Source organism: Streptomyces boncukensis, from assembly GCF_011045075.1.
GTDB lineage: Bacteria > Actinomycetota > Actinomycetes > Streptomycetales > Streptomycetaceae > Streptomyces > Streptomyces boncukensis.
The window spans coordinates 1-22577 of sequence record NZ_JAAKZZ010000068.1; the positions used below are offsets into that span (position 1 = coordinate 1).

Here is a 22577-nt window from a genome sequence, read left to right on the forward strand (position 1 = left end):
CGCCTGGACCGGCTCCTCGCGGCGCACCCCCTCCACCCGGCCGCCGGTATCGGCCCCGCCCGCCGCGCTCACCAACGGCAACGGCGCCGCTCCCCTGGAGCTGGGCAAGGAGATCGGTCCCCGCGACTCCGACGCGATCGTGGAGCCGGCCGACCCGGAGGACAGCGCGGGCCGGGCCTAGCCCCGCCCGCATCCGGGCCGACCCGGAATGTCCGCCGCGTCCCACGGGTTCTAGCCTGTGGGACGCGGCTTTTCGCTGTGCCCCGCTGTGCACGGAAGAGGAACGAGGGACCCCATGACCGACCCGGTGACGCTGGACGGTGAGAGCCCGATAGGCGAGTTCGACGAGAAGCGGGCGGAGAACGCGGTACGCGAGCTCCTCATCGCCGTCGGCGAGGATCCGGACCGGGAGGGGCTCCTGGAGACCCCGGCACGGGTGGCGCGGGCGTACCAGGAGATCTTCTCCGGGCTGCGCCAGCGCCCCGAGGACGTGCTGACCACCACGTTCGACCTCGGGCACGACGAGATGGTGCTGGTCAAGGACATCGAGGTGTTCTCGACTTGCGAGCACCACCTGGTGCCGTTCCACGGCGTGGCGCACGTCGGCTACATCCCCGCGGCCTCCGGGAAGATCACCGGGTTGTCCAAGCTGGCCCGGCTGGTGGATGTGTACGCGCGCAGGCCGCAGGTCCAGGAGCGGCTGACCACCCAGATCGCGGACTCGCTGATGCGGATCCTGGAGCCGCGCGGCGTCATCGTCGTCGTCGAGTGCGAGCACATGTGCATGTCGATGCGGGGGATCCGGAAGCCGGGCGCGAAGACGGTCACCTCGGCGGTGCGGGGCCAGCTGCGGGACGCCGCGACCCGCTCCGAGGCCATGAGCCTGATTCTCCGCTGACCCTCCCCTTCGGCCCTCTTCGGCCCTCGTCGCCCCTTTCCGGCCCGACCCCGGGCGCCCCTTCGGGGCGCGGGGACGAGGCGCTGGGCCCTCGCTGCCCGGCAGCCCCTACGCTGGATGTATGAACGCTACGCGTGGCCAGGTCTCCGGGCTTCCCTTGTGGGATCGCTGTGCCGTCATGGGTGTGGTCAATGTCACGCCCGACTCCTTCTCCGATGGCGGGCGCTGGTTCGACAGCGAGTCCGCGATCAAGCACGGCCTCGATCTCGTCACCGAGGGGGCCGATCTGGTCGACGTGGGTGGCGAGTCCACCAGGCCGGGGGCCCGGCGGGTGGACGAGGCGGAAGAGCTGCGCCGGGTGCTGCCGGTGGTGCGCGGACTGGCCGACGAGGGGGTGCTCGTCAGCGTCGACACCATGCGCGCCTCGGTCGCCGAGCGCGCGGTCGCGGCGGGCGCGGTGCTGGTCAACGACGTCAGTGGGGGCCAGGCGGATCCGGAGATGGTTCCTGCTGTGGCGGCCGCGGGCGTGCCGTTCGTCGTCATGCACTGGCGGGGCCGGAGCATCGATATGAACAACCGCGCCGTCTACGGCGACGTCGTGCCCGAGGTCATCGCCGAGCTGCGGGACAGCCTCGCCCGCGCCGTCGACGGCGGCATCCCCGCCGAGCGCGTCGTCATCGACCCGGGCCTCGGCTTCGCCAAGCGCGCCGAGCACGATCTGGCGCTGGTCGCCGCGCTCTCCCGGCTCCGCGCCGAGCTGGGCCGCCCGCTGCTGGTGGCGGCCTCCCGGAAGCGGTTCCTGGGCCGGGTGCTGGCCGAGGGGCAGGACGGGACCACCCCGCCCCCGGCCCGCGAGCGGGACGCGGCGACCGCGGCCGTCTCCGCGCTGGCGGCCGCCGAGGGCGCCTGGGCCGTCCGGGTGCACGAGGTCCGGGCGAGCGCCGACGCCGTACGGGTGGCACGAGCGGTGCGGGCGGCGGCCACGTGAGCGGCGCGCGGACGGACATCGAGGCGGTCGAGGCCGCCAACACCGCGCTCTACGAGGCGGTGGAGCGGGGCGACATGGACGCGCTGTCCCAGCTGTGGCTGGAGGACGGGATCAGCGTCGTGCACCCCGGCTGGCCGGTGCTGACCGGGCGCGGCGAGGTGCTGCGCTCCTACGCGCTCATCATGGCGAACACCGACTACATCCAGTTCTTCCTCACCGATGTGGAGGTCTCCGTTGTCGGCGACACCGCGCTGGTGAGCTGCACCGAGAACATTCTCAGCGGCGGCCCGGCGGAGGCGGACGGCACCGCGGGCCCGCTGGTGGGCGGACTGGTGGTGGCCACCAACGTGTTCCGCAGGACCCCGGACGGCGAGTGGCGGGTGTGGTCGCACCACGGCTCCCCGGTGCTGGTGGAGAACGAGGACGACGAGGACGGCGGGAGCGTGGACGAGGGGGACGTCGAGCTCTGACGTCCCGCGCGCCCGTCCCGCGCGCCCCTCCCGCGTCTCCGCACGGTGAGCGGCGCCACTCGTTCGGGGCATCTGCCGGGGAATGCCGGACTGTCCCCTTCCGCTGTGGGGTATGCGGCGCCGCGAGCTGGGCCCCTCACCCGGGGAGGCTGCTGCTCGCAGGTAGATTCGAATCGTTGGCGTGCCCAGCCGCGCCTGACCGCAGATCCGAGAAGGAACGGGAGTGATTCGCGTGGACCGTGTCTCGCTGCGCGGCCTCACTGCGCGGGGGCATCATGGCGTGTTCGAGTGGGAACGCGAGAAGGGACAGACCTTCGTCGTCGACCTCGATCTGGGCGTGGACACCCGGGCCGCCGCCGCGGGCGACGACCTCGCGCGGACCGTGCACTACGGGGTCGTGGCCGAGGAGGTGGCCGCGGTCGTCGCGGGCGATCCGGTCGACCTGATCGAGACTCTCGCACAGCGCATCGCCGACACCTGCCTCGCGCACGAAGCCGTCCAGGATGTCGAGGTGGTCGTGCACAAGCCGGACGCCCCGATCGCCGTGCCCTTCGACGACGTGACCATCACCATCAAGCGGAGCCGTGCATGACGCCGAACAGTGACCCGACCGTACAGCCGGTGCCCGCCTCCGTGGTGCGCCAGGTGGACGCCGCCGACACCACCCTGCACAATCCGCGCCGCGCCGTACTCTCGCTGGGCAGCAATCTGGGCAACCGGCTGGAGGCGCTGCAGAGCGCGGTCGACGCGCTGGCCGACACGCCCGGACTGCGGGTCAAGGCGGTCTCTCCGGTCTACGAGACCGAGCCCTGGGGCGTGGAGCCCGGCAGCCAGCCCAGCTACTTCAACGCGGTCGTCGTCGTGAAGACCACCCTTCCGCCGGGCTCGCTGCTGGAGCGCGGGCACGCCATCGAGGAGGCGCTGGAGCGGGTGCGGGACGAGCGGTGGGGACCGCGGCCGATCGATGTGGATATCGTGGCCTACCAGGACGTGGTCTCGGACGACCCCGAGCTCACCCTGCCGCATCCTCGCGCCCACGAACGGGCGTTCGTGCTGGTGCCGTGGCACGACATCGAGCCCGGCGCCGAGGTGCCGGGGCGCGGCAGCCTCGGGGCGCTCCTGGAGTCCGTCGGGCGGGCCGGTGTGACACCGCGCCCCGACCTGGAACTCAGCCTGCCCGCCTGAGCGTTGGGAGCGCAGTGAACGAACTGAAGATCCGCACCCTGGCGGGCGTCTTCGTCGTCGCGGGGGTGATCTCCTGGGCGGGCGCCCGGATGTGGGACTCGCTGGGCACCCTGCCCAGCGTGCCGGTGGCGGCGCCCATCGTGCTGGGCATCATCGCCACCGTGCTGCTGGCCACGGCGCTCTCGCTGCGCTCCCGGCTCAAGGCGCAGCGCGAGCGCGAGCCGGGTGCGAAGGGGGTCGATCCGATGATGGCCGCCCGCGCCGTGCTCTTCGGGCAGGCGAGCGCGCTGGTCGCCGCGCTGGTCTCGGGCGTCTACGGCGGGGCCGGCCTCTTCCTCGCCCTGGAGCGTTCCGATGTCCCGGCCCGCTCCGACCAGGCGCTGTACGCCGGGTTCGCGGTGGCCGCGGGCATCGCGGTGATAGCGGCCGCGGTGTTTCTGCAGCGGGTCTGCCGGCTGCCGGAGGACGACGACGAGGACAACGGCCCCAGCGGCGCGGCCAGAGCCTGAGAACACTGTTCCGTCCGAGCACGGGGCGCCCCGTCAGGGGCGCGGGGAACTGCGCGCCCGGCCACGACGCACCCGCAGACCGCGACGCACCCCGCGGGGCAGCCCCTGCCCGTCCCGACGCGGGGCGCGGGACGCAGGGGGGCAACGGCTGACAGACTGACCCCATGACGCAGACGGAGACCTCCGCCACGACCGTCAGCATCGGCGGCGCCGCCGAGAGCACCGACATGGTGCTGAACATCGGCCCGCAGCATCCCTCCACGCACGGGGTGCTGCGGCTGCGGCTCGTTCTCGACGGGGAGCGCATCGGCGCGGCCGAACCCGTCGTCGGCTATATGCACCGCGGCGCCGAGAAGCTCTTCGAGGCGCGGGACTACCGCCAGATCATCGTGCTGGCCAACCGGCACGACTGGCTCTCGGCGTTCTCCAACGAGCTGGGCGTGGTGCTGGGCGTCGAACGGATGCTGGGCATGGAGGTGCCGGAGCGCGCCGTGTGGGTCCGCACGCTGCTGGCCGAGCTGAACCGGGTGCTGAACCACATGATGTTCCTCGGCTCCTATCCGCTGGAGCTGGGCGGCATCACGCCGGTCTTCCACTCGTTCCGCGAGCGCGAGGAGCTGCAGAACGTGATGGAGGAGATCTCCGGCGGCCGGATGCACTACATGTTCAACCGCGTCGGCGGGCTGAAGGAGGACCTTCCGGCCGGGTGGCCGGGGCGGGCGCGGCGCGCCGTCGCCGCCGTGCGCGGGCGGCTGGACACCTTCGACCGGCTGGTGCTCGGCAACGAGATCTTCCGGGGCCGCACCCGCGGCGTCGGGGTGCTCGGCCAGGACATCGTGCACGCGTACGGGGTGAGCGGACCCCTCGCGCGGGCCTCGGGCGTCGACTTCGACCTGCGGCGGGACGAGCCGTATCTGGCGTACGGCGAGCTGCGGGACACCCTGCGGGTGGTGACGCGGCCGGAGGGGGACTGCCTGGCGCGGTTCGAGGTGCTGCTGGGCCAGGTGCACAACTCGCTGGAGCTGGCCGACGCCTGTCTGGACCGGCTCGCCGAGCTGCCGCCGGGCCCGGTCAACCAGCGGCTGCCGAAGGTGCTGAAGGCCCCGGAGGGCGCCACGTACGCCTGGACGGAGAACCCGCTCGGGCTGAACGGCTACTACCTCGTCTCCAAGGGCGAGAAGACGCCCTACCGGCTGAAGCTGCGCTCCGCCTCGTACAACAACATCCAGGCGCTCAGCCAGTTGCTGCCCGGCACGCTAGTGGCGGACATGGTCGCGATCCTCGGCTCGTTCTTCTTCGTCGTCGGGGACATCGACAAGTAGCTCGCCGGTGTCGTCCGGAGCGCCGGTCTCCTCCAGGGCCTCGGCCTCCTCCAGCGCCTCGGCCTCCTCCGGGTCCCCGGCGTCCTCCGGCTGCGGGCTCCCGGTGCCGCGGCCGAAGAAGTCGAAGGCACCGGTGTCCGGCACACCGCCGTCCGGCTCGGCGCGCGGCTCCGGCACCGGCGCGGGGTCCGGGGCCGGCGGGAGGGGCGTGGCGAGGGCCGTACGGGCCCGGTGCGGGCCGCGCTGGGCGCGGGCGTTGCGCGTGAGGCCGGTGAGCGCCTCGTTCGCCCTGCGGTACGTCAGCGGCGTCGGGGCGCCGGAGCTGAGCCGGTGGTCGGCGGCGGAGGACGGCAGCTCCTTGGTGGGCTCGGCGGCGTCCAGTTCGAGCCGGCGGCGGCCCTCCTCCAGCGCGCGGGCCCGCTCCGTCTCGGCGGTGGCGTACCGGCGCAGCAGGGCGGCGTGCTCGGAGCGCAGCCGGGCCAGCTCGGCGCGCTTGTCCCGCACCTTGCGCTCCAGCCGGCCACGGCGCTCGCGCAGCTCCTCGTTCTCGCCCTCCAGCTCCGCCTGGCGCTCCTCGGTCCGCCAGGCGGCGCTCGCCTGCTGGGCCTTGAGGTCCCCGACGCGCCGCCCGGCGGCCCGGTCCCAGCGGCGGAGCAGCACCGCGCCGGTGACGGCCGCGACGGCCGAGGCGGCGACGAGTCCGCGCAGCACCACGGTGGCGCCGTCCCGGGTACCCGGTTCGCCGACCAGCCAGGCGCTGCCCGCGCAGGCCAGCGCCACGGCCCCGACCGCCACCGGGGACAGCAGCCGGTGCAGGGGCGGTGAATGGCGATGACGTCCACGTGGCATAGCTGGAAATTTACCGTGTGCCGTTTGGCGCCCGACAGCCGGAGATGCCCTTTGTTACCGGCTCACGACGCGGGGGCTCTCCCGGAGCGCCCCTGACGGGGCGCCGGGATCAGTCGGTCAGGCCCTTGTCCTTCAGATAGTCGCCGGCGACATCCTTCGGCTTCTGCCGCTCCTGGTCGACCTTCCGGTTGAGGTCGGTCAGGTCCTCGGTGGTCAGGGTGCGGGTGAGCTTGTTCAGCGCGGCGGCGACCGCCTTGTGCTTGGCGCCCCCGGCGTCCTCGGTGTTGAGGACGGGGAGCACGTTGTCGGCGTTCTGCAGCTTCTTGTCGTCCTTGAGCAGCACCAGGCCGAACTGGTCCAGGGTGGCGTCCGTCGTCGTGGTGAGCACGAGCTGGTCCTTGCCGTCCTTGACGGCCTGCTTGGACTGCGTGGTGCCGACGCCCTTGGGGTCGATCCCGGTGACGTCGATGCCGTAGGTCTTCTCCAGGCCCGGCCGGCAGAAGGGGCGGGTCTCGCACTCGTCGCCCGCCGCGACGGTCACCTTCTCCTTGGACGCGCCGAGGTCGGAGAGGGTCTTCAGGCCGTGCTTCTTCGCGTACGCCTTGGTGACGGCGAACGCGTTCTGGTCCACCGCGTCGCCCGCCGGGAGCACGGTGAGGCCGCGCGGCGCGGCGAGCTTCTTCAGCGCGGCCACGGTGGCGTCCCGGTCGCTGGAGGCGACGGGCTCCGCCTTGGGGCCGTTCTTCTTGGCGTTGAGGAACTCCGCCAGCGTGGCGGCGTACTCGGGCACCACGTCGATCCGGCCCTTCTCCAGCTCGGGCGCGTACAGCTCGCGGTTCTTGACCTTCTTGACGCCCGCGCTGTACCCCGCCCCGGACAGCACCCCGGCGTACAGCTCGGCCAGGATCTCCGACTCGGTGAAGCCGGCCGAGCCGACCACCAGCTTCCCCTTGCCGCCCGAGCCGCCCCCGCCGCCCTTCTCCTCCAGCCCGTCGCCCCCGCAGGCGCTCAGGGACAGGGCGAGGGCGGCGACGGCGCCGGCGGCGGCCAGGGCACGGGGGAACGTGTGGGAGGTGCGCATAGGATCACTCAATCTTCAGGCAGCATCTTCAGGCGGCGTTCGGTACGGGCGCGAGACGGCGCCGCATGGGGTCCAGCAGCCGCTCCACCAGCGTCAGCAGCCGCTCCACCAGCATCGCCAGGACGGCGACGAGCAGTGCGCCCGAGACGACCTGCGGGGTGTCGTAGTTGCCGAATCCGGCCGTGATCAGCCGGCCGAGGCCGCCGCCGCCCGGGAGCGCGGCGAGCGTCGCGGTGGCGACGAGCTGGACGGCGGCCGTCTGCACGCCGGTCATGATGAGCGGGAAGGCGAGCGGCAGCTCGACCTGGCGCAGCAGCTGCCAGGGGGTCATGCCCATGCCCCGCGCGGCCTCCACCACCTCCGGGTCGGCCTGCCGCACGCCGGTGTAGGCGTTGGTCAGCAGCGGCGGCAGCGCGAACAGCACCAGCGCCACGATGGTGGCCCAGTCGCCGTGCCGGCCCAGGGGGCTCATGGTGAGCAGCACCAGCACGGCGAACGTCGGGATGGCGCGCCCGGCGTTGGAGAGGTTCACCGCCAGCGCGCCGCCCCGCCCCACATGGCCGAGCCACAGGGCGAGCGGCAGCGCGATGGCGCAGGACAGGGCGAGGCAGACGGCGGTGAGCCAGGCGTGCTCCCCGAGCCGCTGGAGCACCCCGCCATCGCCGGTCCAGTGCTCCGCGGTGGTCAGCCAGGCCCATACGTCGGTGACGGTGCCCACGGTCGCTATCCCCCCGTCTTCCCGGCGCGCGTCCACGGCGTCAGCGCGCGCTGCAGTGCCAGCAGCAGCAGATCGGCCGCCACGGCGAGCAGCACGCAGATGGCCGAGGCCGTCAGCACCTGCGCTTTGAAGAAGCTCTCCATGGCCTCGTAGATGAGGTTGCCGAGGCCGCCGTAGCCGACGATCGCGCCCACGGTGGTCAGCGACACCGCCGAGACGGTGGCGATCCGCACGCCCGCGAGCAGCGCGGGCAGCGCCAGCGGCAGCTCGACCTCGAACAGCAGCCGGACCGGCCCGTACCCCATGCCGCGCGCCGCCTCGGTCGCCTCCGCCGGTACGGCCTCCAGCCCGGCGAGGATGTTGCGTACCAGCACGGTCAGCGAGTACAGCACCAGGCCGGTCACCACGACGGCCGCCGACAGTCCGAAGACCGGCAGCAGCAGTGCGAACATGGCGAGCGAGGGGACGGTGTACAGGATGGTGGTCAGCGCGAGCGCGGGGCCGCGTGCGAGCCGCCAGTGGCGGGCGGCCAGGGCCAGCGGGAAGGCCAGCAGCAGCGCGATGGAGACCGACGCCGCCGTGATCCAGATGTGCTCGACCGTCGCGTCGAGCAGCTCGCCGCGCCGGGTGCGCAGATATTCGCCGCACAGCCAGTCGTTCGCCGCGAGACAGCCCTGCGCGACCGCGTACGTGCCGCTCACACCGCTCACCTCCCCATCCGACCGGCGACCCTACCCGCCTCCGACTCGCTAACGCGTGCGATTTACGGTGCGGTGCACGGGGAATTCACGTCAGACTGATCACAGTGTGAAGAACGCGACGAGAGACGGGGAACGGCACGCATGATCCGCTTTGAGAACGTGACAAAGCGCTACCCGAATGGCGCTCTCGCCGTGGAGGACCTGTCCTTCGAGGTGGCCGAGGGCGAACTGGTCACCCTGGTCGGCCCCTCGGGCTGCGGGAAGACGACCACGCTGAAGATGGTCAACCGGCTGGTCGAACCCACGTCCGGGCGGATCCTCGTGGACGGCGAGGACATCGCCGCCGTTCCGCCGGTGGACCTGCGGCTGCGGATCGGCTACGTCATCCAGCAGGCCGGGCTCTTCCCGCACCGCACCGTGCTGGACAACACCGCCACCGTGCCGCACCTGCTCGGCTGGCCCAAGGCCAGACGGCGCGAGCGCGCCCGCGAACTGCTCGACCTGGTCGGCCTCGACCCGGACGTCTTCGGCCGCCGCTACCCGGACCAGCTCAGCGGCGGCCAGCGGCAGCGGGTCGGCGTGGCCCGCGCGCTCGCCGCCGACCCGCCCGTGCTGCTGATGGACGAGCCCTTCGGCGCCGTGGACCCCGTCGTCCGCGAGCGCCTCCAGACGGAGTTCCTGCGGCTGCACTCCGCGCTGGGCAAGACCGTGCTGTTCGTCACGCACGACATCGAGGAGGCGGTGCGGCTCGGCGGCCGGATGGCCGTGTTCGGCGAGGGCAGGCTGGAGCAGCTGGACTCCCCGGCGCAGGTCCTGGGCGCCCCCGCCACGCCGTACGTCGCCGACTTCGTCGGCGCCGACCGCGGCCTCAAGCGGCTGTCCGTCACCCCGGTGGAGCGGGGCGACCTGGAGCAGCCCCCGGTGGTCCACCTGGACGACCCGGTCGACAAGGCGGACGAGCGGATGCGCGACGAGGGCGCGCGCTGGGCGGTCGTCCTGGACGACGCCGAGGAGCTGCACGGCTGGGTGGCGGCCCAGGCGGTCCGGGAGGCCCGCGGGCCCCGGACGGACGCGGGTGTCCCCTCGGTACGGGACCACGCGCGGCGCATGGAGGCGTGGCTGCGGCTCGGCGCGCCGCTGAAGTCCGCGTTCAGCACCATGCTGCAGCACGACGCCGGGTGGATCGCCGTGCTGGACGAGGCGGACCGCTTCGCGGGGGTGCTGACCCCCGCCAGCCTGCACGAGGCGCTGCGGCGCTCGATCGACGCCGACGGGCGGCAGGTGCCGCGCCGCGACGTGGAGGTGGAGAGCGTGAAGGGGGCGTGAGGTTCGCCGGGGAGGGGCGCCGGAGGGCGTCCGGCGGATCGTGCGTACCCGGGCATCGGGGCCGGCGAGCACAGGGCACCGCGTGCCCCGTCAGAGGCGCGGGGAACTGCGTGACCAGCCACAGCCCCGCGCCCCACCCTGCGACGCAGCAGCAGGGGGCAGCCTCGACTCAGCAAGCTCCGCTGGACACGGCCTCATCAGGGCGGTGCGGGAAGTCGAGCAGCTGGCGGAACCTGTCATTGGACGGCTGCGCCGCGCGCATGCCGACGGTCGCGCTCCACTGGCGGCATGTGGCGTTCACAAAGGACTCCACGGCCCTCGGCGCGGCGTGCAGCCAGGAGGAGAAGCCGCTCAGCCAGGCGCGGGCGGCGGCGGGGGAGTGGCCGCACTCCATGAGCCGTACGGCCGTGGAGGCCGGGTCGATCCACGAGGGGCCTCGGGCGGGCATGGCCCAGTCCACCACGCAGGCCGCGCCGTCACGATCCCGGACGAGGATGTTGTGCGGGTTGGTGTCCGTGTGCAGCAGGGCCGTGCCCCGCAGCGCGTCCGCCTCACCGGGCAGCAGCCAGGGCGCGAGCCTGTCGGCGAGCTGCGGGACGGGGAAGCGGGGCGCCCGCAGCCCCTGCATGCGTCCCAGGACGAGCGCAACGGCCGTCTGGTCGCCCGTGTCCGGGCTCAGGTCGGCATGCCGCCCCTCGACGTGGGCGAACGCGAGGCAGAACCATCCGCCGGCCTCGAAGCTGTGGCGGATGGCGGGGCCGACCCCTCTGACTGCCGGATTGATGCGCTGCTCGCAGCGCAGGCTCGCCACTGCGGCGGCGTCGGTGGTGCGCACGCCCTTGAGGAACAGCGGGCCGCTGTCCCGCGAGTGCGCGGTGAGCGCGAGCGAGCAGTTGAGCCCCTCGGGCACGTTGCGTGCGGCGGAGACGGGGCCTGTGCGTGCTTCTACGGCGTCGCGCAGTACGGCCGGGAGCCTTTCCCAGGGCACGCGCTCGTTCACCGGGTCTCCTTCGAGGATGCCCCGGCCCCCAGGTCGGGGAGGACTCGAACCCCTGCGGAGCAGGGCGAGGAACGGGGTTTCGTCGCCAAGGCGAAAGACCGCCCACGCGATCGGGCAGGCTGACCGCCGTGCGGTGCGAGAACCAAGCTCCGTACGCGCGCTGATCGAGAACCAAGACAGCGCGCCCAGAGCCTTGCTCTGCACAACCGGGCTGGTTCCAACCCGGCTGGTGTTGGGGGAGTACGACCTTGCCGGTCGCTGACCTGCGGGGCTTCCTGAGCCAGGAATCCCCCTGCTTCAGCTGGGGGAGGGTCCAAGTATGGCATGTGTATGTCTCACCACACCTCGTCCGGTCTTCCGGAGGGGGCGCCGCCGGGCGGCGCCCCCTCGTTTCGGCGGGCTACTGCGCCGTGGCACCGCACTTGCGGCAGCGCTGTTTACCGCTCCACGGCACCCACTCGTGATCGCATTCGCTCAGCGTGTGCCACATGCCCGGTTCCTCTCTGTCGGCTCTGTCGGCGTTGCTGTCAGAGCGCCACGCTGCCGCTGCCTGTGGAGTTCGCCGATGGCGCGCAGCTGGCGCCGTTCGTAGTCGGTGGCCGGACGTACGGCCGCGCAGCGCGAGTGCCAGGTGAGGCCGGTCGGGCGGGTGAGGCGGACCAGCGGTCCCCGGATGTCCGCGACCGTGGCGGGCATCTCGTAGTACCGGTCGTAGACGACCATCCCGATCCTCAGCCCGTGGGCGGGACCACCGCGCGGCTTCCGGCGCGTCACCGCGAGCCCCTGCCACTCCGCGCGTTCGCTTCGGCGACGCGGGCGCTCAACGCTTCGTCCCGTGCCAGTACCTCGACGCGAGCGGGGTCGGCGTCCCACTCCCGGCCGCCTCCCAGCGGGCGGAGCAGGAGATACGGGCCGTGTCGGCCCATCACCTCGCCCACCCGGCCGCTGGCGGTGTCCCGTACCGGCGTGCCGATGTGAGGGGTGCCCATCACGCGCTCACCTCCGTGCGGCCGCACCCGTGGCGGTCCTCGGCGGGGGACAGGGCTCGCGGCAGCGGCCCGAACAGGCGGACGCTACAGTTCGGCATGTCGTCAACCTCCCAGGGGTTGGTGGCCACGCCCCCGGACCGGTCGCGCGGTCGCGGGGGTCTCTCGCGCAACCACCACCATGGCCGACTCGGCCCGCCCGGTATACGACCGGCATGTCACCAAAGCCCGCCCGTGGACAGGGATTTGCGGGTATGTTCGCGGCGTGGAGCTGAACAACGAAGACGATGACAAGCTCACACCGCGCACCGTGCTGGGCCGACGCCTGCGCCGGCTGCGGGAGAACGCGGGACTCGCGCAACGCGCGCTCGCCGACAAGGTCGGATACCCGCATACGTACATCAGCAGAGTCGAGCGCGGCGAGCAGCTTCCCTCCGAGACGCTGGCCGAGGACCTGGACACGTACTTCGGCACGGACGGCCTGATCGTCGAGCTGCTGACCCTGGCGCAGGACGCCACGATTCCCGACTACGGCCGCGATGTCGTCGGCAACGAGGACACGGCGGCGCGCATCCAGGTGTTCGGCAGCAGCCTGATTCCCGGCCTGCTGCAGACCGAGGACTTCGCGCGGGCGCTGTTCCGCGAGTCGCTTCCCGGGGAGTCCGAGGAGCAGATCGAGGAGCGGGTCGTCACGCGTATGCGCCGCAAGCGCGTGTTCGACAAGACGGAATCCCCGTTTTACTGGGCAATCATGGATGAAGCGGCGCTGAGGCGTCCTGTTGGCGGTGCGCGGTGCATGGCCGGGCAACTCCGCCATATAGCGACGGCGGCCGAATCACCGCGTGTCGCGATCCAGGTGCTTCCCTTCGCGCAGGGGGAACACCCCTTGCTGGGCGGGAGCTTGAGTCTTCTCACCTTCCGGAACGGCGCTACGATCGGCTATGTCGAGAGCTTCTCTTCCGGACAACCGGTGGAGTCGCCGGGGCGAATTCTCCAGCTGACGCAGAGGTTTGACATGGGCCGCGCCAAGGCCCTGCCAGAAGGCGACTCTCTCGACCTCGTCCGTCGTTGCCTGAGAGAGTACGAACATGAAGTCGATTCCTGATGCGTCCGCCCTGACCGCCTGGCGCAAGTCGAGCTACAGCAACGGCGAGGGGGCCGAGTGCGTCGAGGTCGCTGACGGGTTCCCCGGGGCCGTTCCGGTGCGCGACTCCAAGAACCCGCAGGGCCCGGCGCTGTTGTTCCCGGCGGAAGGCTGGTCGTCCTTCCTCGCGGCGGTGCGGGGCGGGGCGCTCCTCGCCTGACGCAGGGCCCGCCAGGCGCCCGCCGGGCCGTTCCGCGGGCGTCAGAAGATGTCCGGGCACCAGGCCCTGCGCGCCGTGCGGAACAGCGCGTCGGCGCGCGCCGCCGCTCCCTCCCGCTGCTCCGCCACCCGGCCCAGCGCCACCAGCCGCAGCACCGACTCGTCGCCCAGATAGAGCGTCCCGAGCTCGCCGGCGTCCATGCACAGGTCGGGCTCGGCGCGGGTCGCCTCGCAGGCGGCCGTGCCGTCCTCGCCCGCCTCCAGCCGGAACCGGCCCTGCGCGAAGCCCGCCTTGTCGCGCAGCTCCAGCACCACCGTCCCGGGCACCGCGTAGGTGCGCGCCGCCAGCATCCTGGGCACGTCCAGCGGGCGCAGCCACAGGAAGTCGGCGTGGGCCGTCGTCTTCGCCGCCCGGGGGTCGGGCAGCAGCAGCGGCAGCAGGTCGTCCGGGGCGCGCGGGCCCGTGCGGACCCGGAGCACCCAGTCCATCGCCAGCAGATAGCGCCACAGTGCGCGCTCCGCGTCCGCCGTCGTGGCGAACAGGTCGTGCACGGTGGCGGTCTGCTCGGGGAGCGCTGCCGACCAGTGGTTGTCGACGGCGTAGGCGACAGCGCCGCGGGGCCGCCCGTCCGCGTCCCGGTAGAGGGCGAAGAAGGGCGGCACGAACCCGTCGCCGGGGAAGCGCAGGCCGCCCGTGCGGGTCCGCCACGAGCGCTCCGTGCGGTCGACCGCGCCCTGCCGGTGCGGCTGGGCGCGGAACACCTCGTGCAGCGCGGCCGCCGAGTGTGCGTACTCCGCCGCGTCCACCAGGTCGACCCGCCCGCCGTCGTCCCAGTCGGCAGGCCCGGAGTAGCGGCGGTCGAGGCCCGTGCGCGCCACCTCCACCTCCCACTCGGCGGTCCACGCGGCGGGCCCGAAGCCGAAGCGCCCGTAGATCGGGTACTCGGCGGAGATCAGGGAAGCGAACGCGTCGCCCCGCTCCTTGGCCGCCGTCAGCCCGCGCGCCATCATCTCGCTCAGCAGCCCGCGCCGCCGGTGGGTGGGCGACACGGTGACGTTGGTGACCGCGCACGAGGGGAGCACCGCGCCGCCGGGGACGGTGAGCTGCTGGGGCGTCGTACGGTACGTCGCGACCCAGCGGCCCGCGTCGTAGACGCCCTGGGTGCGCGCGGGGTCGATGCCGCCCCTGCGGGCCGCCACCTCCTCCGGGCCGACCTCGGTGCCGCGGTAGAAGCCGGTGGCGATGGCGCGCAGCCAGCCGTGCAGGTCGTCGGGGTCATCGGAGAGCGTGCGGAGCTCGGGGCGCTGGGGCATGCGCTCACGGTAGGCAGCGCCCGGAGCCCGCGCACGCGGATTTTCCGGGCCCGGCGCCCGACGCCCGCGGCCCGCGGCCCCGGCCCCGGCGCCCGACGCCCGCGGCCCCGGCCACGGCCACGCGGTCAGGGCAGCAGGTCGTCCACCTGGGCCTCCCCCTCGCGGTAGCGCCGGGCGATCTCCGTACTGCACCCGTCGGCGGTGCGCTGGAGGGCCTGGCGGTGGCGCGAGACCTGCTGCTCGTAGCGGACCAGGCGGCCCATCGCGTCGTGCAGCTCGTCGTCCGTGCGGGCCGTCAGATCGCTCAGCTCGACCTCGGCCAGCATCTCCTCGGCCAGCCGCCGGTACTCCTCGCTGCGCGGCGCCCCCAGCGTCACGTGCCGGGCCGACGAGCGGTGCCGGGAGGGCCCGTCGGCCAGGATCTCCGGCAGCAGGTCGAGCAGCGGCGAGCCGGGCGCCGTGCGCCGCGTGAGCTCGGCGCGCAGAATGTCGATGCGCCCCTGCAGCAGCCTGCGCACATAGCTGAGGTCGGCCTCGTCCTGCTGTGCCGAGCGGCGCAGCGCGCGCAGCTCGCTCAGCCGCAGCGCGTGCAGGTCCGGCTCTCCCCCCTCGCGGACCGCCACCACCTCGTGGGGCCCGCGCTGTTGCGGTGTGCGCGTCCGTACGGGCGCGGGGGCGGCTGTGTGCGCTCCCGGCCCGCCCGCGCGGGCCGCCGGTACACCACCCGGGGTCCGTCCGGCTCCGGTTGTACTCATGGGCTTGTGTCCCCTCATCCCCATCGCGCGGCGGCAGCGGTGCACACCGCGTGTGCGCATCGTGCCACTGTGCGGCTACCCCGCGCAGCGCCACCGGCACCCATCCGGCGGCAGCGCATCGTCGCGAACGGCCGCACGGCATGATGGCGGGATGCGAGCAGTGGTGCAGAGAGTGGACGGCGCGAGCGTAGTCGTGGACGGGTCCGCCGTTGGTCAGATAGTCGGCGAAGGGCTGTGCGTGCTGGTCGGAGTCACGCACGGGGATACGGAGGCCAAGGCGGCGCAGCTCGCGCGCAAGCTGTGGAGCGTGCGGATTCTGCACGGTGAGAAGTCGTGCTCGGACACCGGGGCGCCGCTGCTCGTCATCAGCCAGTTCACCCTCTACGGTGACGCGCGAAAGGGCCGCAGGCCCACGTGGAACGCCGCCGCGCCGGGTGATGTGGCCGAGCCGCTGGTGGACGAAGTGGTCGCTCAGCTGCGGGGGTTGGGAGCCGAGGTCGCCACCGGCTCGTTCGGCGCCGAGATGAAGGTCAACCTGACGAACGACGGCCCCTTCACGGTCCTGCTGGACGTGTGAGGGGGCGCCTCATGCCGGGCAGGGGCGCGGGGAACTGCGCGCGCAACCAGAAGCGCAAAGGCGCGCCCGCGGTCTGCGAAGGTCTGCGAAGCACAGCACGGGGCGGCCCGTGCCCAGCAGGCGGGCCCGCCCCGATGCCGGGTGCACAAGCTGTGCCCGCCCTTACGGAGCGACGACGACCTCCTGGGCCGCCGCTGTCGCGTCGTCCCCCACGATCAGCGGCGCGTCCGCGGCGATGTTCCGCTTCACCAGCGCCAGCGCGATCGGCCCCAGCTCATGGTGCCGGGCCGAGGTCGTGACGAAGCCGACCTGCCGCCCCTCCACCCCGTCGGCCGCCAGCCGCACCGCGTCCCCGTGCACGGGGATCCGCACCTCGCTCCCGTCCAGGTGGAGGAAGACCAGCCGGCGCGGCGGCTTGCCCAGGTTCTGCACCCGGGCCACGGTCTCCTGGCCCCGGTAGCAGCCCTTCTCAAGGTGCACCGCCGTGCCGATCCAGCCGAGCTCGTGCGGAATGGTGCGGTGGTCCGTCTCCAGGCCGAGCCGCGGCCGGTGGGCCTCCACCCGCAGCGCCTCGTACGCGAGCACCCCGATCGCCGGGCCGTGCTCCCGCGCGAAGTCCTGGAGCGCGGCGCGGGGCAGGAAGAGGTCGCGCCCGTACGCCGTCTCCCGTACGGCGGCCGCCGTGCCGGGCGGATCGGCGATGGAGCCCGCGGGCAGGTGCACCACCGCGAACGCGTCCGTCCGGTCGGCGACCTCGACCTCGTAGAAGAACCGCATGCTCGTCAGGTACTCGACAAGCTCCGGCTGCTTGCCCGGCTCCGTGTGCATCCAGACCGTCGCGCCGTCGTCGACCAGCGAGAGCGCCTGCTCGATATGGCCGTTCGCGGAGAGGATCAGCGCCTCGGTCGCCTGCCCGGCGGGCAGCTCCGCCACGTGCTGCGTCAGCAGCAGATGCAGCCAGGAGAGCCGGTCGGTGCCGGAGACGGTGACCACGCCGCGGTGCGAGAGGTCCACGAAGCCCTCGCCGTCGGCGAGGGCGCGCTGTTCCCTGAACAGGTCGCCGTAGTGCGCGGCGACGCCTTCGTCCGGGCCCTCGCCTGCGACGGCGCCCGGCAGCGCGAGAAGGGGGCTCGCCGGCGGGCTCTGGCTGCTCTGGCTGGTGCTGCTGGAGGACATACCACCAGCCTACGACGGCGTGTCAGTCGCCTTCGAGGCGCAGTTCGCACAGCGCCCGAAGATGGCGAAGTGCTTCATGTCCGTCTCGAAGCCGAAGCGCTCGCGCAGGGTGGACGTGAACGGCTCGGCCTCGGACAGGTCGGCCTCGATCACATCGGTGCAGTCCCGGCACACGAGGTGCATGTGGTGGTGGCGGTCGGCCAGGTGGTACGTCGGCGCCCCGTGCCCCAGGTGCGCGTGCGACACCAGCCCGAGCTCCTCCAGCAGCTCCAGGGTGCGGTAGACCGTCGAGATGTTCACACCGCCGGCGGTGCGGCGCACCTCGGCCAGGATGTCGTCCGGTGTGGAGTGCTCCAGTTTGTCCACAGCCTCCAGCACGAGCTGGCGCTGCGGAGTCAGCCGGTAACCGCGTGCCCTCAGGTCGCTCTGCCAGTCGGTGGTAGCCACGGGCCCAGTGTAGGAGAGCCGGTGCGGATCCCAGGGCCCCCGGCCGAAGGCGGCCGGCGGCGGGCCCCTCGGCGGCGGGCCCTACTTGAAGAAGGCGATGCCGTCGTCCGGGAGGTCGGCGACGTCCTTGGCCCACTCCTTCGGGTCCACGACCTTCTTCAGATGCGCCGACATGTACGGCCGCAGCGGCACCTCGGGGGTGGCCTTCTCGCCGACCCACATCAGGTCGCCGTTCACATAGCCGTACAGGCGCTTGCCGCCGCTGTACTCCCCCGCCGAGGCGGTCCGCGCGATGGCGTCGGTCGCCAGGTCGATCTGCGGCTTCTGGTCGGCCAGCTCGCCGTACCAGACCTCCGCGACGCCCTGGTCGCGGATCATCACGACCTCGACCTTGCGGTCCTTGTCGATCCGCCAGTAGCCGGTCTCGCTCTCCAGGGGGCGCACCTTCTTGCCGTCCGCGTCCAGCTCCCAGGAGTGCGAGACGTACGTCAGGAAGTCGCGGCCGTCGTGGCCGAAGCCGACCTCCTGCCCGAAGTTGCACTTGCCTTCGCCAGGGAACTCTGCCACACCCGCCCCGGTCCAGTTGCCGAGCAGGAAGGCCAGGGGGACGAGGTCCGGGTGGAGGTCGGACGGGATCTCGATCATGTCAGCGCTGGCCCTCGTAGAGCTTCTTGACGGTCAGGCCGGCGAAGGCCAGGGTGCCGACGCAGACCAGGACCATCAGGGCGGTGAAGAATGCCTCAAGCACGGCGTGGCTCTCCTTGCGTGTGTGCGGGGACGCCGCCGAGTCTAGTCGGCGGCCGCGAGGTCAGTAGACGAGGGCCTGGACGCCCTCGGCCATGATCTCCCCGACGAAGACCTGCGCGCCTGCGATGCGCACCCCTTCGAGGACGTCGCGCTCCGTGATGTCGCGGCGAGCGGCGCACTGGGTGCACAGCGTGATGCGGCCGTTCGACTGAACGGCCTCGATCAGCTCGGGCAGCGGCGCCGCGTGCGGCAGCTCGAACTCCTCGGCGCGGCCGGGGAGCGCGAACCACGAGGACTCCCCGGTGAGCCAGAGCGAGACCTCGACGCCGGAGGCGGCGGCGACAGCGGCGACGTTGAACGCCTGGGCGCACCGCTCCGGCGCGTCGGCGCCTGCGGTGACCTTGACGGCGAGCTTGGTGTAGGCCATGCGCTCACCCTAGGGGCCCGCTGCGAGGGCCGCGCCCTTGGTGTCCAACCCTGGGCGCGGCCCTCCGTCCGGGGGGTCGTCAGACCGCGATGGCGACCTCGGCGAGGCCGCCCTGCTGGGCCACCACGGTCCGGTCGGCTTGGCCGCCGGGCACCAGCGCCCGTACGGTCCAGGTGCCCTCGGCCGCGTAGAACCGGAACTGCCCGGTCGCGGACGTGGGGACCTCGGCGGTGAACTCGCCGGTCGCGTCCAGCAGCCGGACATAGCCGGTCACCGGCTCGCCGTCCCGGGTGACGCTGCCCTGGATGGTGGTCTCGCCCGGCTTGGCGGTGGAGGCGTCGGGGCCGCCGGTCTGCGCTCCGCACATGGGTCGCTCAGTCCTTTCGGGAGGGGTCGGGAGGGAGTCGGAGACTCGCGGTCAGTTGGCGCCCAGCGCGACGGGGACGCCGACGAGGGAGCCGTACTCCGTCCAGGAGCCGTCGTAGTTCTTGACGTTCTGCTGTCCCAGCAGCTCGTGCAGCACGAACCAGGTGTGGGCCGAGCGCTCGCCGATGCGGCAGTAGGCGATGGTGTCCTTGGACAGGTCCACGCCCTCTCCCTCGTAGAGGGCCTTCAGCTCGTCGTCGGACTTGAAGGTGCCGTCGTCGTTGGCCGACTTCGACCAGGGGATGTTGCGGGCCGAGGGCACATGGCCCGGACGCTGCGACTGCTCCTGCGGCAGGTGCGCGGGCGCGAGCAGCTTGCCGCTGAACTCGTCGGGGGAGCGCACGTCGACCAGGTTCAGCGCGTCGATGGCGGCCACGACCTCGTCGCGGAAGGCGCGGATGGCGGTGTCCTGCGGCTTGGCCTTGTAGTCGGTGGCGGCGCGCTGCGGGACCTCGGCGACCAGGTCGCGGGAGTCCAGCTCCCACTTCTTGCGCCCGCCGTCCAGGAGCTTGACGTCCTGGTGGCCGTAGAGCTTGAAGTACCAGTAGGCGTAGGCGGCGAACCAGTTGTTGTTGCCGCCGTAGAGGACGACCGTGTCGTCGTTCGCGATGCCCTTGGCGGAGAGCAGCTTCTCGAAGCCCGCCTGGTCCACGAAGTCGCGCCGCACCGGGTCCTGGAGGTCCTTCTTCCAGTCGATCCGGATCGCGTTCTTGATGTGGTTCTTGTCGTAGGCGGAGGTGTCCTCGTCCACCTCCACGATCACGGTCTTCGGATCGTCGATGCGGGCCTCGACCCAGTCGGCGTCGACGAGGACGTCGCTGCGGCTCATGCTGTGTCTCCCATGCGGTGGATGGAACGGCGGGATGTGCGGGATACGCGGATACGCGGATACGCGGGTACGTGGTGCGGGCGGCGCACGACATGCGCGGACGCGGTGCGCGGTGGTCGGACGGGTACGCGGGGAGGCGCCCGGTCTCACGCGCGCACGGCGCCGTGCGGATAAGGGGAGGTGCTGCGGTGCGGATCGGTGCGGAGACGCGCTCGTATGGCTGCGCGCGGCCTGCCGACCGTCAGCGGGGAGCGCGACAGAGCATGGCGGCGATGCGGCACAGGTCGACTGCCCGTCGCTTCGTGAGGTCCGCCTGTTGCTTCATGCGCCCGATCGTAAGGAGCGGAGGGGTGCCGTGTCACCGGGGATCCGGATGGTGAGACATATTCGTCCGTGATGCAGGATGAAGAGCCGTGCGGCGGGCCCGCCGGAGGGCCGGGCGGCGCGCTGTCCGGCAGGACATGCCTGGTGAGCGGACGACTCCGTCTCGTTCCGTGGACACCGGCGACGCGGCGCCCGAACGTGCCCTCCGCGACGCGCCGTAGGAGGCGGCCCCGGCCCGGCAGGAACCGCGGGTCACGGCACTAGTCCGCGAGGTCGATGTCCGTGCCCTCGATCGCGAGGTCGATGCCCTCCCGGGTGGTCGTCACATCCCGCAGCTTGAGCCCGTCGGGGAGCTGGGTGACCGTCCGCGCGAAGTCGATCTTGCTGCGGATCACCCGCTCGGCGGCGGGCACCCCGGCGTCCGGCACCGATTCGGCACGCAGCCGCACCGTGTCGCCGTTCTCCACGGTGACGGTGCTGTAGACGCTCCGCTCCAGCGTCCTGCCGAGCACAGGGACGTGGACGGCCGCCGAGACCTTCACCTGCCCCTGCCCGGACTTGTCCTTGCCGCCGTAGCCGACCTCCACGCCGTCGTCCGCCGCCCTGGTCAGATCGGCGTAGGAGATGTGCACCGTACCGCTGGCGCTGCGCGCGACCGCCGAGGAGAAGCTGCTGTTCGTCCGCACGTCCTTGGCGTCGAGCTTGACCTTGGTCAGCGTCACCTGGCGGTCGCCCGTGTCGGCGGTGACCCCGCTGACCTCGGCGTGCACCGTGTTCAGCTCCTTGGACAGCACCTGGGTCAGGAAGGGGAACCCCTTGATGGACACCGAAGCGCTGCCGGAGGCGGGAACGTCCAGCTCCGACTTGAGTCGCTTGGCCACCTCGTCCTCGGCGAGGTTCACCGCGATCCTGTCGGCCGCGACGAAGAGCCCCGCCAGCACGAGCAGGATCACCAGCACTATCCGGAGTGCGCGCATCGGTTATGTCCCCCCAGAGGGGTGTCGGATGTCTGCCCCCTCCGCAGCGAGCGTAACCCGATGTCACACGCTTCACCGCACGCCAGTGCGTTACGTCAGGGCCCGTCCCAGGAAGTACACGGCGGGCACCGCCAGCGTGAGCGGCAGGGCGACCCCCGCTGTCATGTGCACGAAGCGGGACGGGAAGTCGTAGCTCGCCACCCGGAGGCCGATCAGGGCGCAGCCGCCCGCCGCCAGGCCGAGCAGCGCGGCACCCGCCCCCAGGTCCGCCGTCCGGCCGAGGGCCACCCCGGCGCCCGCGGCGGCGAGCAGCGCGACGGCGGGGGAGACGTACGGCGGCAGGGGCACCGCGCGGGCCAGGGTGGCCACCGCCGCGCAGCCCAGCCCCACCGTCACCGCCTCCCGCTCCGCCGCCAGGTGCCCGGCCGCCAGCACGGTGAACCCGATGGAGGCGAAGCCCGCGGTGAGGGCGTAGAGGCGCTCGTCCGGGCTGGAGCGGTTGCGCAGGTGCAGGACGAGGGAGAGCACGCACCACACGCCGAGGGTGCCCAGCAGCACGGTCGGTGCGCTGTTCCCGTCGGCGATCAGCAGGCCCGCGTCGGCCGCGACGCCGCCGAGGAAGGCCAGCGCGATGCCCTGCCGGGCCGGCCACATGCCGTTCAGCCGGAACCATCCCGCGGCCGTCACCGCCTGCAGCAGCACCACGCAGACGGCGAGGGCGCCCCGGCCCGCCGTGCCGTCCAGCGAGGCCGCGCCCGCCAGCAGCGCGCCGAGCGCGGCGGTGAGCGCGGCGGGCAGCATCCCCGGCGCGATGATCGGCGAGCCGGTGCGCGTCGGCGCCGCCGCGGCGGGCCGCTGCTGGGCCGGTGAGGCGGCCGCACGGGGGCTCGCCCCGTCCGGACGGACGGTGCCCAGCGACATGGTGGCGTCCGGCGGCGCGGCGGTCTGCCGCGCTCCGCCGTGCGGATACGCGGGGGCCCCGGGGGACTCCGCCGCACCGGGCCACCCGGCGTCCCGCTGCGGCGGGAACGGGCCCGGCTGGGCGTGCTGAGGGTGCTGAGGGTGCTGCGGCGCGGCGGGCGCCGGCGCCGCGCCGTACGAGGCCCCGTACGGCGCTCCCCCGTACGCGGCGCCGCCCTGCTGCCCGGCGTCGCCGTAGGGGGCGTGGTACTGCGTGCCGTGGCCGTCGCCGGGGCCGTGGGGCGCGTCGTACGCCGTCGTGCCGTACTGCGCGCCGTACGG

General features: G+C 72.8%; 28 protein-coding genes. 12 read left to right on the top strand and 16 right to left on the bottom strand.

The window, feature by feature from the left end:
- From G5C65_RS09705 to G5C65_RS09740, 8 genes are all read left to right on the top strand, one after another.
- Nucleotides 1-181 (top strand): hypothetical protein (locus G5C65_RS09705; RefSeq protein ID WP_165298324.1); only part of this gene is annotated, 181 nt, incomplete at its 5' end.
- A gap of 114 nt (nucleotides 182-295) precedes the next feature.
- The gene (folE, locus tag G5C65_RS09710; RefSeq protein ID WP_165298325.1) at nucleotides 296-898 is read left to right on the top strand and encodes a GTP cyclohydrolase I FolE; all 603 of its coding nucleotides are present in this window, start codon (nucleotides 296-298) and stop codon (nucleotides 896-898) included.
- 121 nt (nucleotides 899-1019) lie between these two features.
- The gene (gene folP, locus G5C65_RS09715) at nucleotides 1020-1886 is read left to right on the top strand and encodes a dihydropteroate synthase (RefSeq protein WP_165298326.1); all 867 of its coding nucleotides are present in this window, start codon (nucleotides 1020-1022) and stop codon (nucleotides 1884-1886) included.
- Nucleotides 1883-2356, top strand: coding sequence for a nuclear transport factor 2 family protein (locus G5C65_RS09720; RefSeq protein WP_165298327.1), 474 nt, complete (start codon nucleotides 1883-1885; stop codon nucleotides 2354-2356). Before folP ends, G5C65_RS09720 begins: the two co-directional genes overlap by 4 nt.
- A 232-nt stretch (nucleotides 2357-2588) precedes the next feature.
- Nucleotides 2589-2948: a dihydroneopterin aldolase gene (gene folB, locus G5C65_RS09725; RefSeq protein WP_165298350.1), complete on the top strand. Its 360-nt coding sequence runs from the start codon at nucleotides 2589-2591 to the stop codon at nucleotides 2946-2948.
- Complete coding sequence (folK, locus tag G5C65_RS09730; RefSeq protein ID WP_165298328.1) at nucleotides 2945-3541, top strand: 2-amino-4-hydroxy-6-hydroxymethyldihydropteridine diphosphokinase; 597 nt, start codon at nucleotides 2945-2947, stop codon at nucleotides 3539-3541. Before folB ends, folK begins: the two co-directional genes overlap by 4 nt.
- A gap of 14 nt (nucleotides 3542-3555) precedes the next feature.
- A complete protein-coding gene (locus G5C65_RS09735) occupies nucleotides 3556-4050 on the top strand; it encodes a DUF3180 family protein (RefSeq protein ID WP_165298329.1) in 495 nt (164 codons plus the stop codon).
- Nucleotides 4051-4214: 164 nt separating this feature from the next.
- Nucleotides 4215-5372, top strand: a complete 1158-nt coding sequence (locus G5C65_RS09740; RefSeq protein WP_165298330.1) for an NADH-quinone oxidoreductase subunit D — start codon at nucleotides 4215-4217, stop codon at nucleotides 5370-5372.
- Here G5C65_RS09740 and G5C65_RS09745 read toward each other — a convergent pair.
- From G5C65_RS09745 to G5C65_RS09760, 4 genes are all read right to left on the bottom strand, one after another.
- Nucleotides 5307-6221: a hypothetical protein gene (locus G5C65_RS09745; RefSeq protein ID WP_165298331.1), complete on the bottom strand. Its 915-nt coding sequence runs from the start codon at nucleotides 6219-6221 to the stop codon at nucleotides 5307-5309. The two genes, G5C65_RS09740 and G5C65_RS09745, sit on opposite strands and share 66 nt — an antisense overlap.
- Nucleotides 6222-6330: 109 nt before the next feature.
- Nucleotides 6331-7302 (bottom strand): ABC transporter substrate-binding protein, encoded by a 972-nt coding sequence (locus G5C65_RS09750; protein WP_165298332.1) that lies wholly within the window; start codon nucleotides 7300-7302, stop codon nucleotides 6331-6333.
- Nucleotides 7303-7330: 28 nt separating this feature from the next.
- The gene (locus G5C65_RS09755) at nucleotides 7331-8020 is read right to left on the bottom strand and encodes an ABC transporter permease subunit (protein ID WP_165298333.1); all 690 of its coding nucleotides are present in this window, start codon (nucleotides 8018-8020) and stop codon (nucleotides 7331-7333) included.
- Nucleotides 8021-8025: 5 nt separating this feature from the next.
- Nucleotides 8026-8721, bottom strand: coding sequence for an ABC transporter permease subunit (locus G5C65_RS09760; RefSeq protein ID WP_165298334.1), 696 nt, complete (start codon nucleotides 8719-8721; stop codon nucleotides 8026-8028).
- A gap of 141 nt (nucleotides 8722-8862) precedes the next feature.
- On the opposite strand from G5C65_RS09760, the gene G5C65_RS09765 reads away from it, so the two are divergent.
- Nucleotides 8863-10047, top strand: a complete 1185-nt coding sequence (locus G5C65_RS09765) for an ABC transporter ATP-binding protein (protein ID WP_165298335.1) — start codon at nucleotides 8863-8865, stop codon at nucleotides 10045-10047.
- A gap of 169 nt (nucleotides 10048-10216) precedes the next feature.
- Here G5C65_RS09765 and G5C65_RS09770 read toward each other — a convergent pair whose 3' ends face one another.
- Nucleotides 10217-11047, bottom strand: a complete 831-nt coding sequence (locus G5C65_RS09770) for a phosphotransferase (protein ID WP_165298336.1) — start codon at nucleotides 11045-11047, stop codon at nucleotides 10217-10219.
- A gap of 770 nt (nucleotides 11048-11817) precedes the next feature.
- Nucleotides 11818-12036, bottom strand: a complete 219-nt coding sequence (locus tag G5C65_RS09775) for a hypothetical protein (protein WP_165298337.1) — start codon at nucleotides 12034-12036, stop codon at nucleotides 11818-11820.
- A gap of 262 nt (nucleotides 12037-12298) precedes the next feature.
- On the opposite strand from G5C65_RS09775, the gene G5C65_RS09780 reads away from it, so the two are divergent.
- Together G5C65_RS09780 and G5C65_RS09785 are read left to right on the top strand one after the other, a co-directional pair.
- Nucleotides 12299-13138 (top strand): Scr1 family TA system antitoxin-like transcriptional regulator, encoded by an 840-nt coding sequence (locus tag G5C65_RS09780; protein WP_165298338.1) that lies wholly within the window; start codon nucleotides 12299-12301, stop codon nucleotides 13136-13138.
- A complete protein-coding gene (locus G5C65_RS09785; protein ID WP_165298339.1) occupies nucleotides 13122-13337 on the top strand; it encodes a DUF397 domain-containing protein in 216 nt (71 codons plus the stop codon). The genes G5C65_RS09780 and G5C65_RS09785 overlap by 17 nt, the downstream gene beginning before the upstream one ends.
- 41 nt (nucleotides 13338-13378) lie before the next feature.
- Here the strand turns inward: G5C65_RS09785 and G5C65_RS09790 are convergent, their stop codons facing one another.
- Both G5C65_RS09790 and G5C65_RS09795 read right to left on the bottom strand, forming a co-directional pair.
- Nucleotides 13379-14650 carry a GNAT family N-acetyltransferase gene (locus tag G5C65_RS09790; protein WP_165298340.1) on the bottom strand — a complete coding sequence of 424 codons (1272 nt, stop codon included), beginning with the start codon at nucleotides 14648-14650 and terminating at the stop codon, nucleotides 13379-13381.
- 125 nt (nucleotides 14651-14775) lie between these two features.
- Nucleotides 14776-15405: an RsiG family protein gene (locus tag G5C65_RS09795; protein WP_206441442.1), complete on the bottom strand. Its 630-nt coding sequence runs from the start codon at nucleotides 15403-15405 to the stop codon at nucleotides 14776-14778.
- A gap of 151 nt (nucleotides 15406-15556) precedes the next feature.
- Here G5C65_RS09795 and dtd point away from each other — a divergent pair, with 151 nt between their 5' ends.
- Entirely contained in the window at nucleotides 15557-15982 is a 426-nt protein-coding gene (gene dtd, locus G5C65_RS09800; RefSeq protein ID WP_165298341.1) for a D-aminoacyl-tRNA deacylase, read from the top strand.
- Between the two features lie 162 nt (nucleotides 15983-16144).
- Here the strand turns inward: dtd and ygfZ are convergent, their stop codons facing one another.
- The 8 genes from ygfZ to G5C65_RS09840 form a co-directional block, all read right to left on the bottom strand.
- Nucleotides 16145-17158: a CAF17-like 4Fe-4S cluster assembly/insertion protein YgfZ gene (gene ygfZ / locus G5C65_RS09805; protein ID WP_165298342.1), complete on the bottom strand. Its 1014-nt coding sequence runs from the start codon at nucleotides 17156-17158 to the stop codon at nucleotides 16145-16147.
- Nucleotides 17159-17167: 9 nt separating this feature from the next.
- A complete protein-coding gene (locus G5C65_RS09810; RefSeq protein ID WP_165298343.1) occupies nucleotides 17168-17605 on the bottom strand; it encodes a transcriptional repressor in 438 nt (145 codons plus the stop codon).
- Between the two features lie 81 nt (nucleotides 17606-17686).
- Entirely contained in the window at nucleotides 17687-18250 is a 564-nt protein-coding gene (locus tag G5C65_RS09815) for a heme-binding beta-barrel domain-containing protein (RefSeq protein WP_165298344.1), read from the bottom strand.
- Nucleotides 18251-18413: 163 nt separating this feature from the next.
- Nucleotides 18414-18779, bottom strand: a complete 366-nt coding sequence (locus tag G5C65_RS09820; protein WP_165298345.1) for a DsrE family protein — start codon at nucleotides 18777-18779, stop codon at nucleotides 18414-18416.
- A 79-nt stretch (nucleotides 18780-18858) separates the two neighbouring features.
- Nucleotides 18859-19146 (bottom strand): DUF1416 domain-containing protein, encoded by a 288-nt coding sequence (locus tag G5C65_RS09825; RefSeq protein WP_165298346.1) that lies wholly within the window; start codon nucleotides 19144-19146, stop codon nucleotides 18859-18861.
- 51 nt (nucleotides 19147-19197) lie between these two features.
- Nucleotides 19198-20034, bottom strand: coding sequence for a sulfurtransferase (locus G5C65_RS09830; RefSeq protein ID WP_165298347.1), 837 nt, complete (start codon nucleotides 20032-20034; stop codon nucleotides 19198-19200).
- A gap of 584 nt (nucleotides 20035-20618) precedes the next feature.
- The gene (locus G5C65_RS09835) at nucleotides 20619-21335 is read right to left on the bottom strand and encodes an LmeA family phospholipid-binding protein (RefSeq protein ID WP_165298348.1); all 717 of its coding nucleotides are present in this window, start codon (nucleotides 21333-21335) and stop codon (nucleotides 20619-20621) included.
- 90 nt (nucleotides 21336-21425) lie between these two features.
- The coding region (locus G5C65_RS09840) for a hypothetical protein (RefSeq protein ID WP_165298349.1) at nucleotides 21426-22577 on the bottom strand (1152 nt) is incomplete at its 5' end.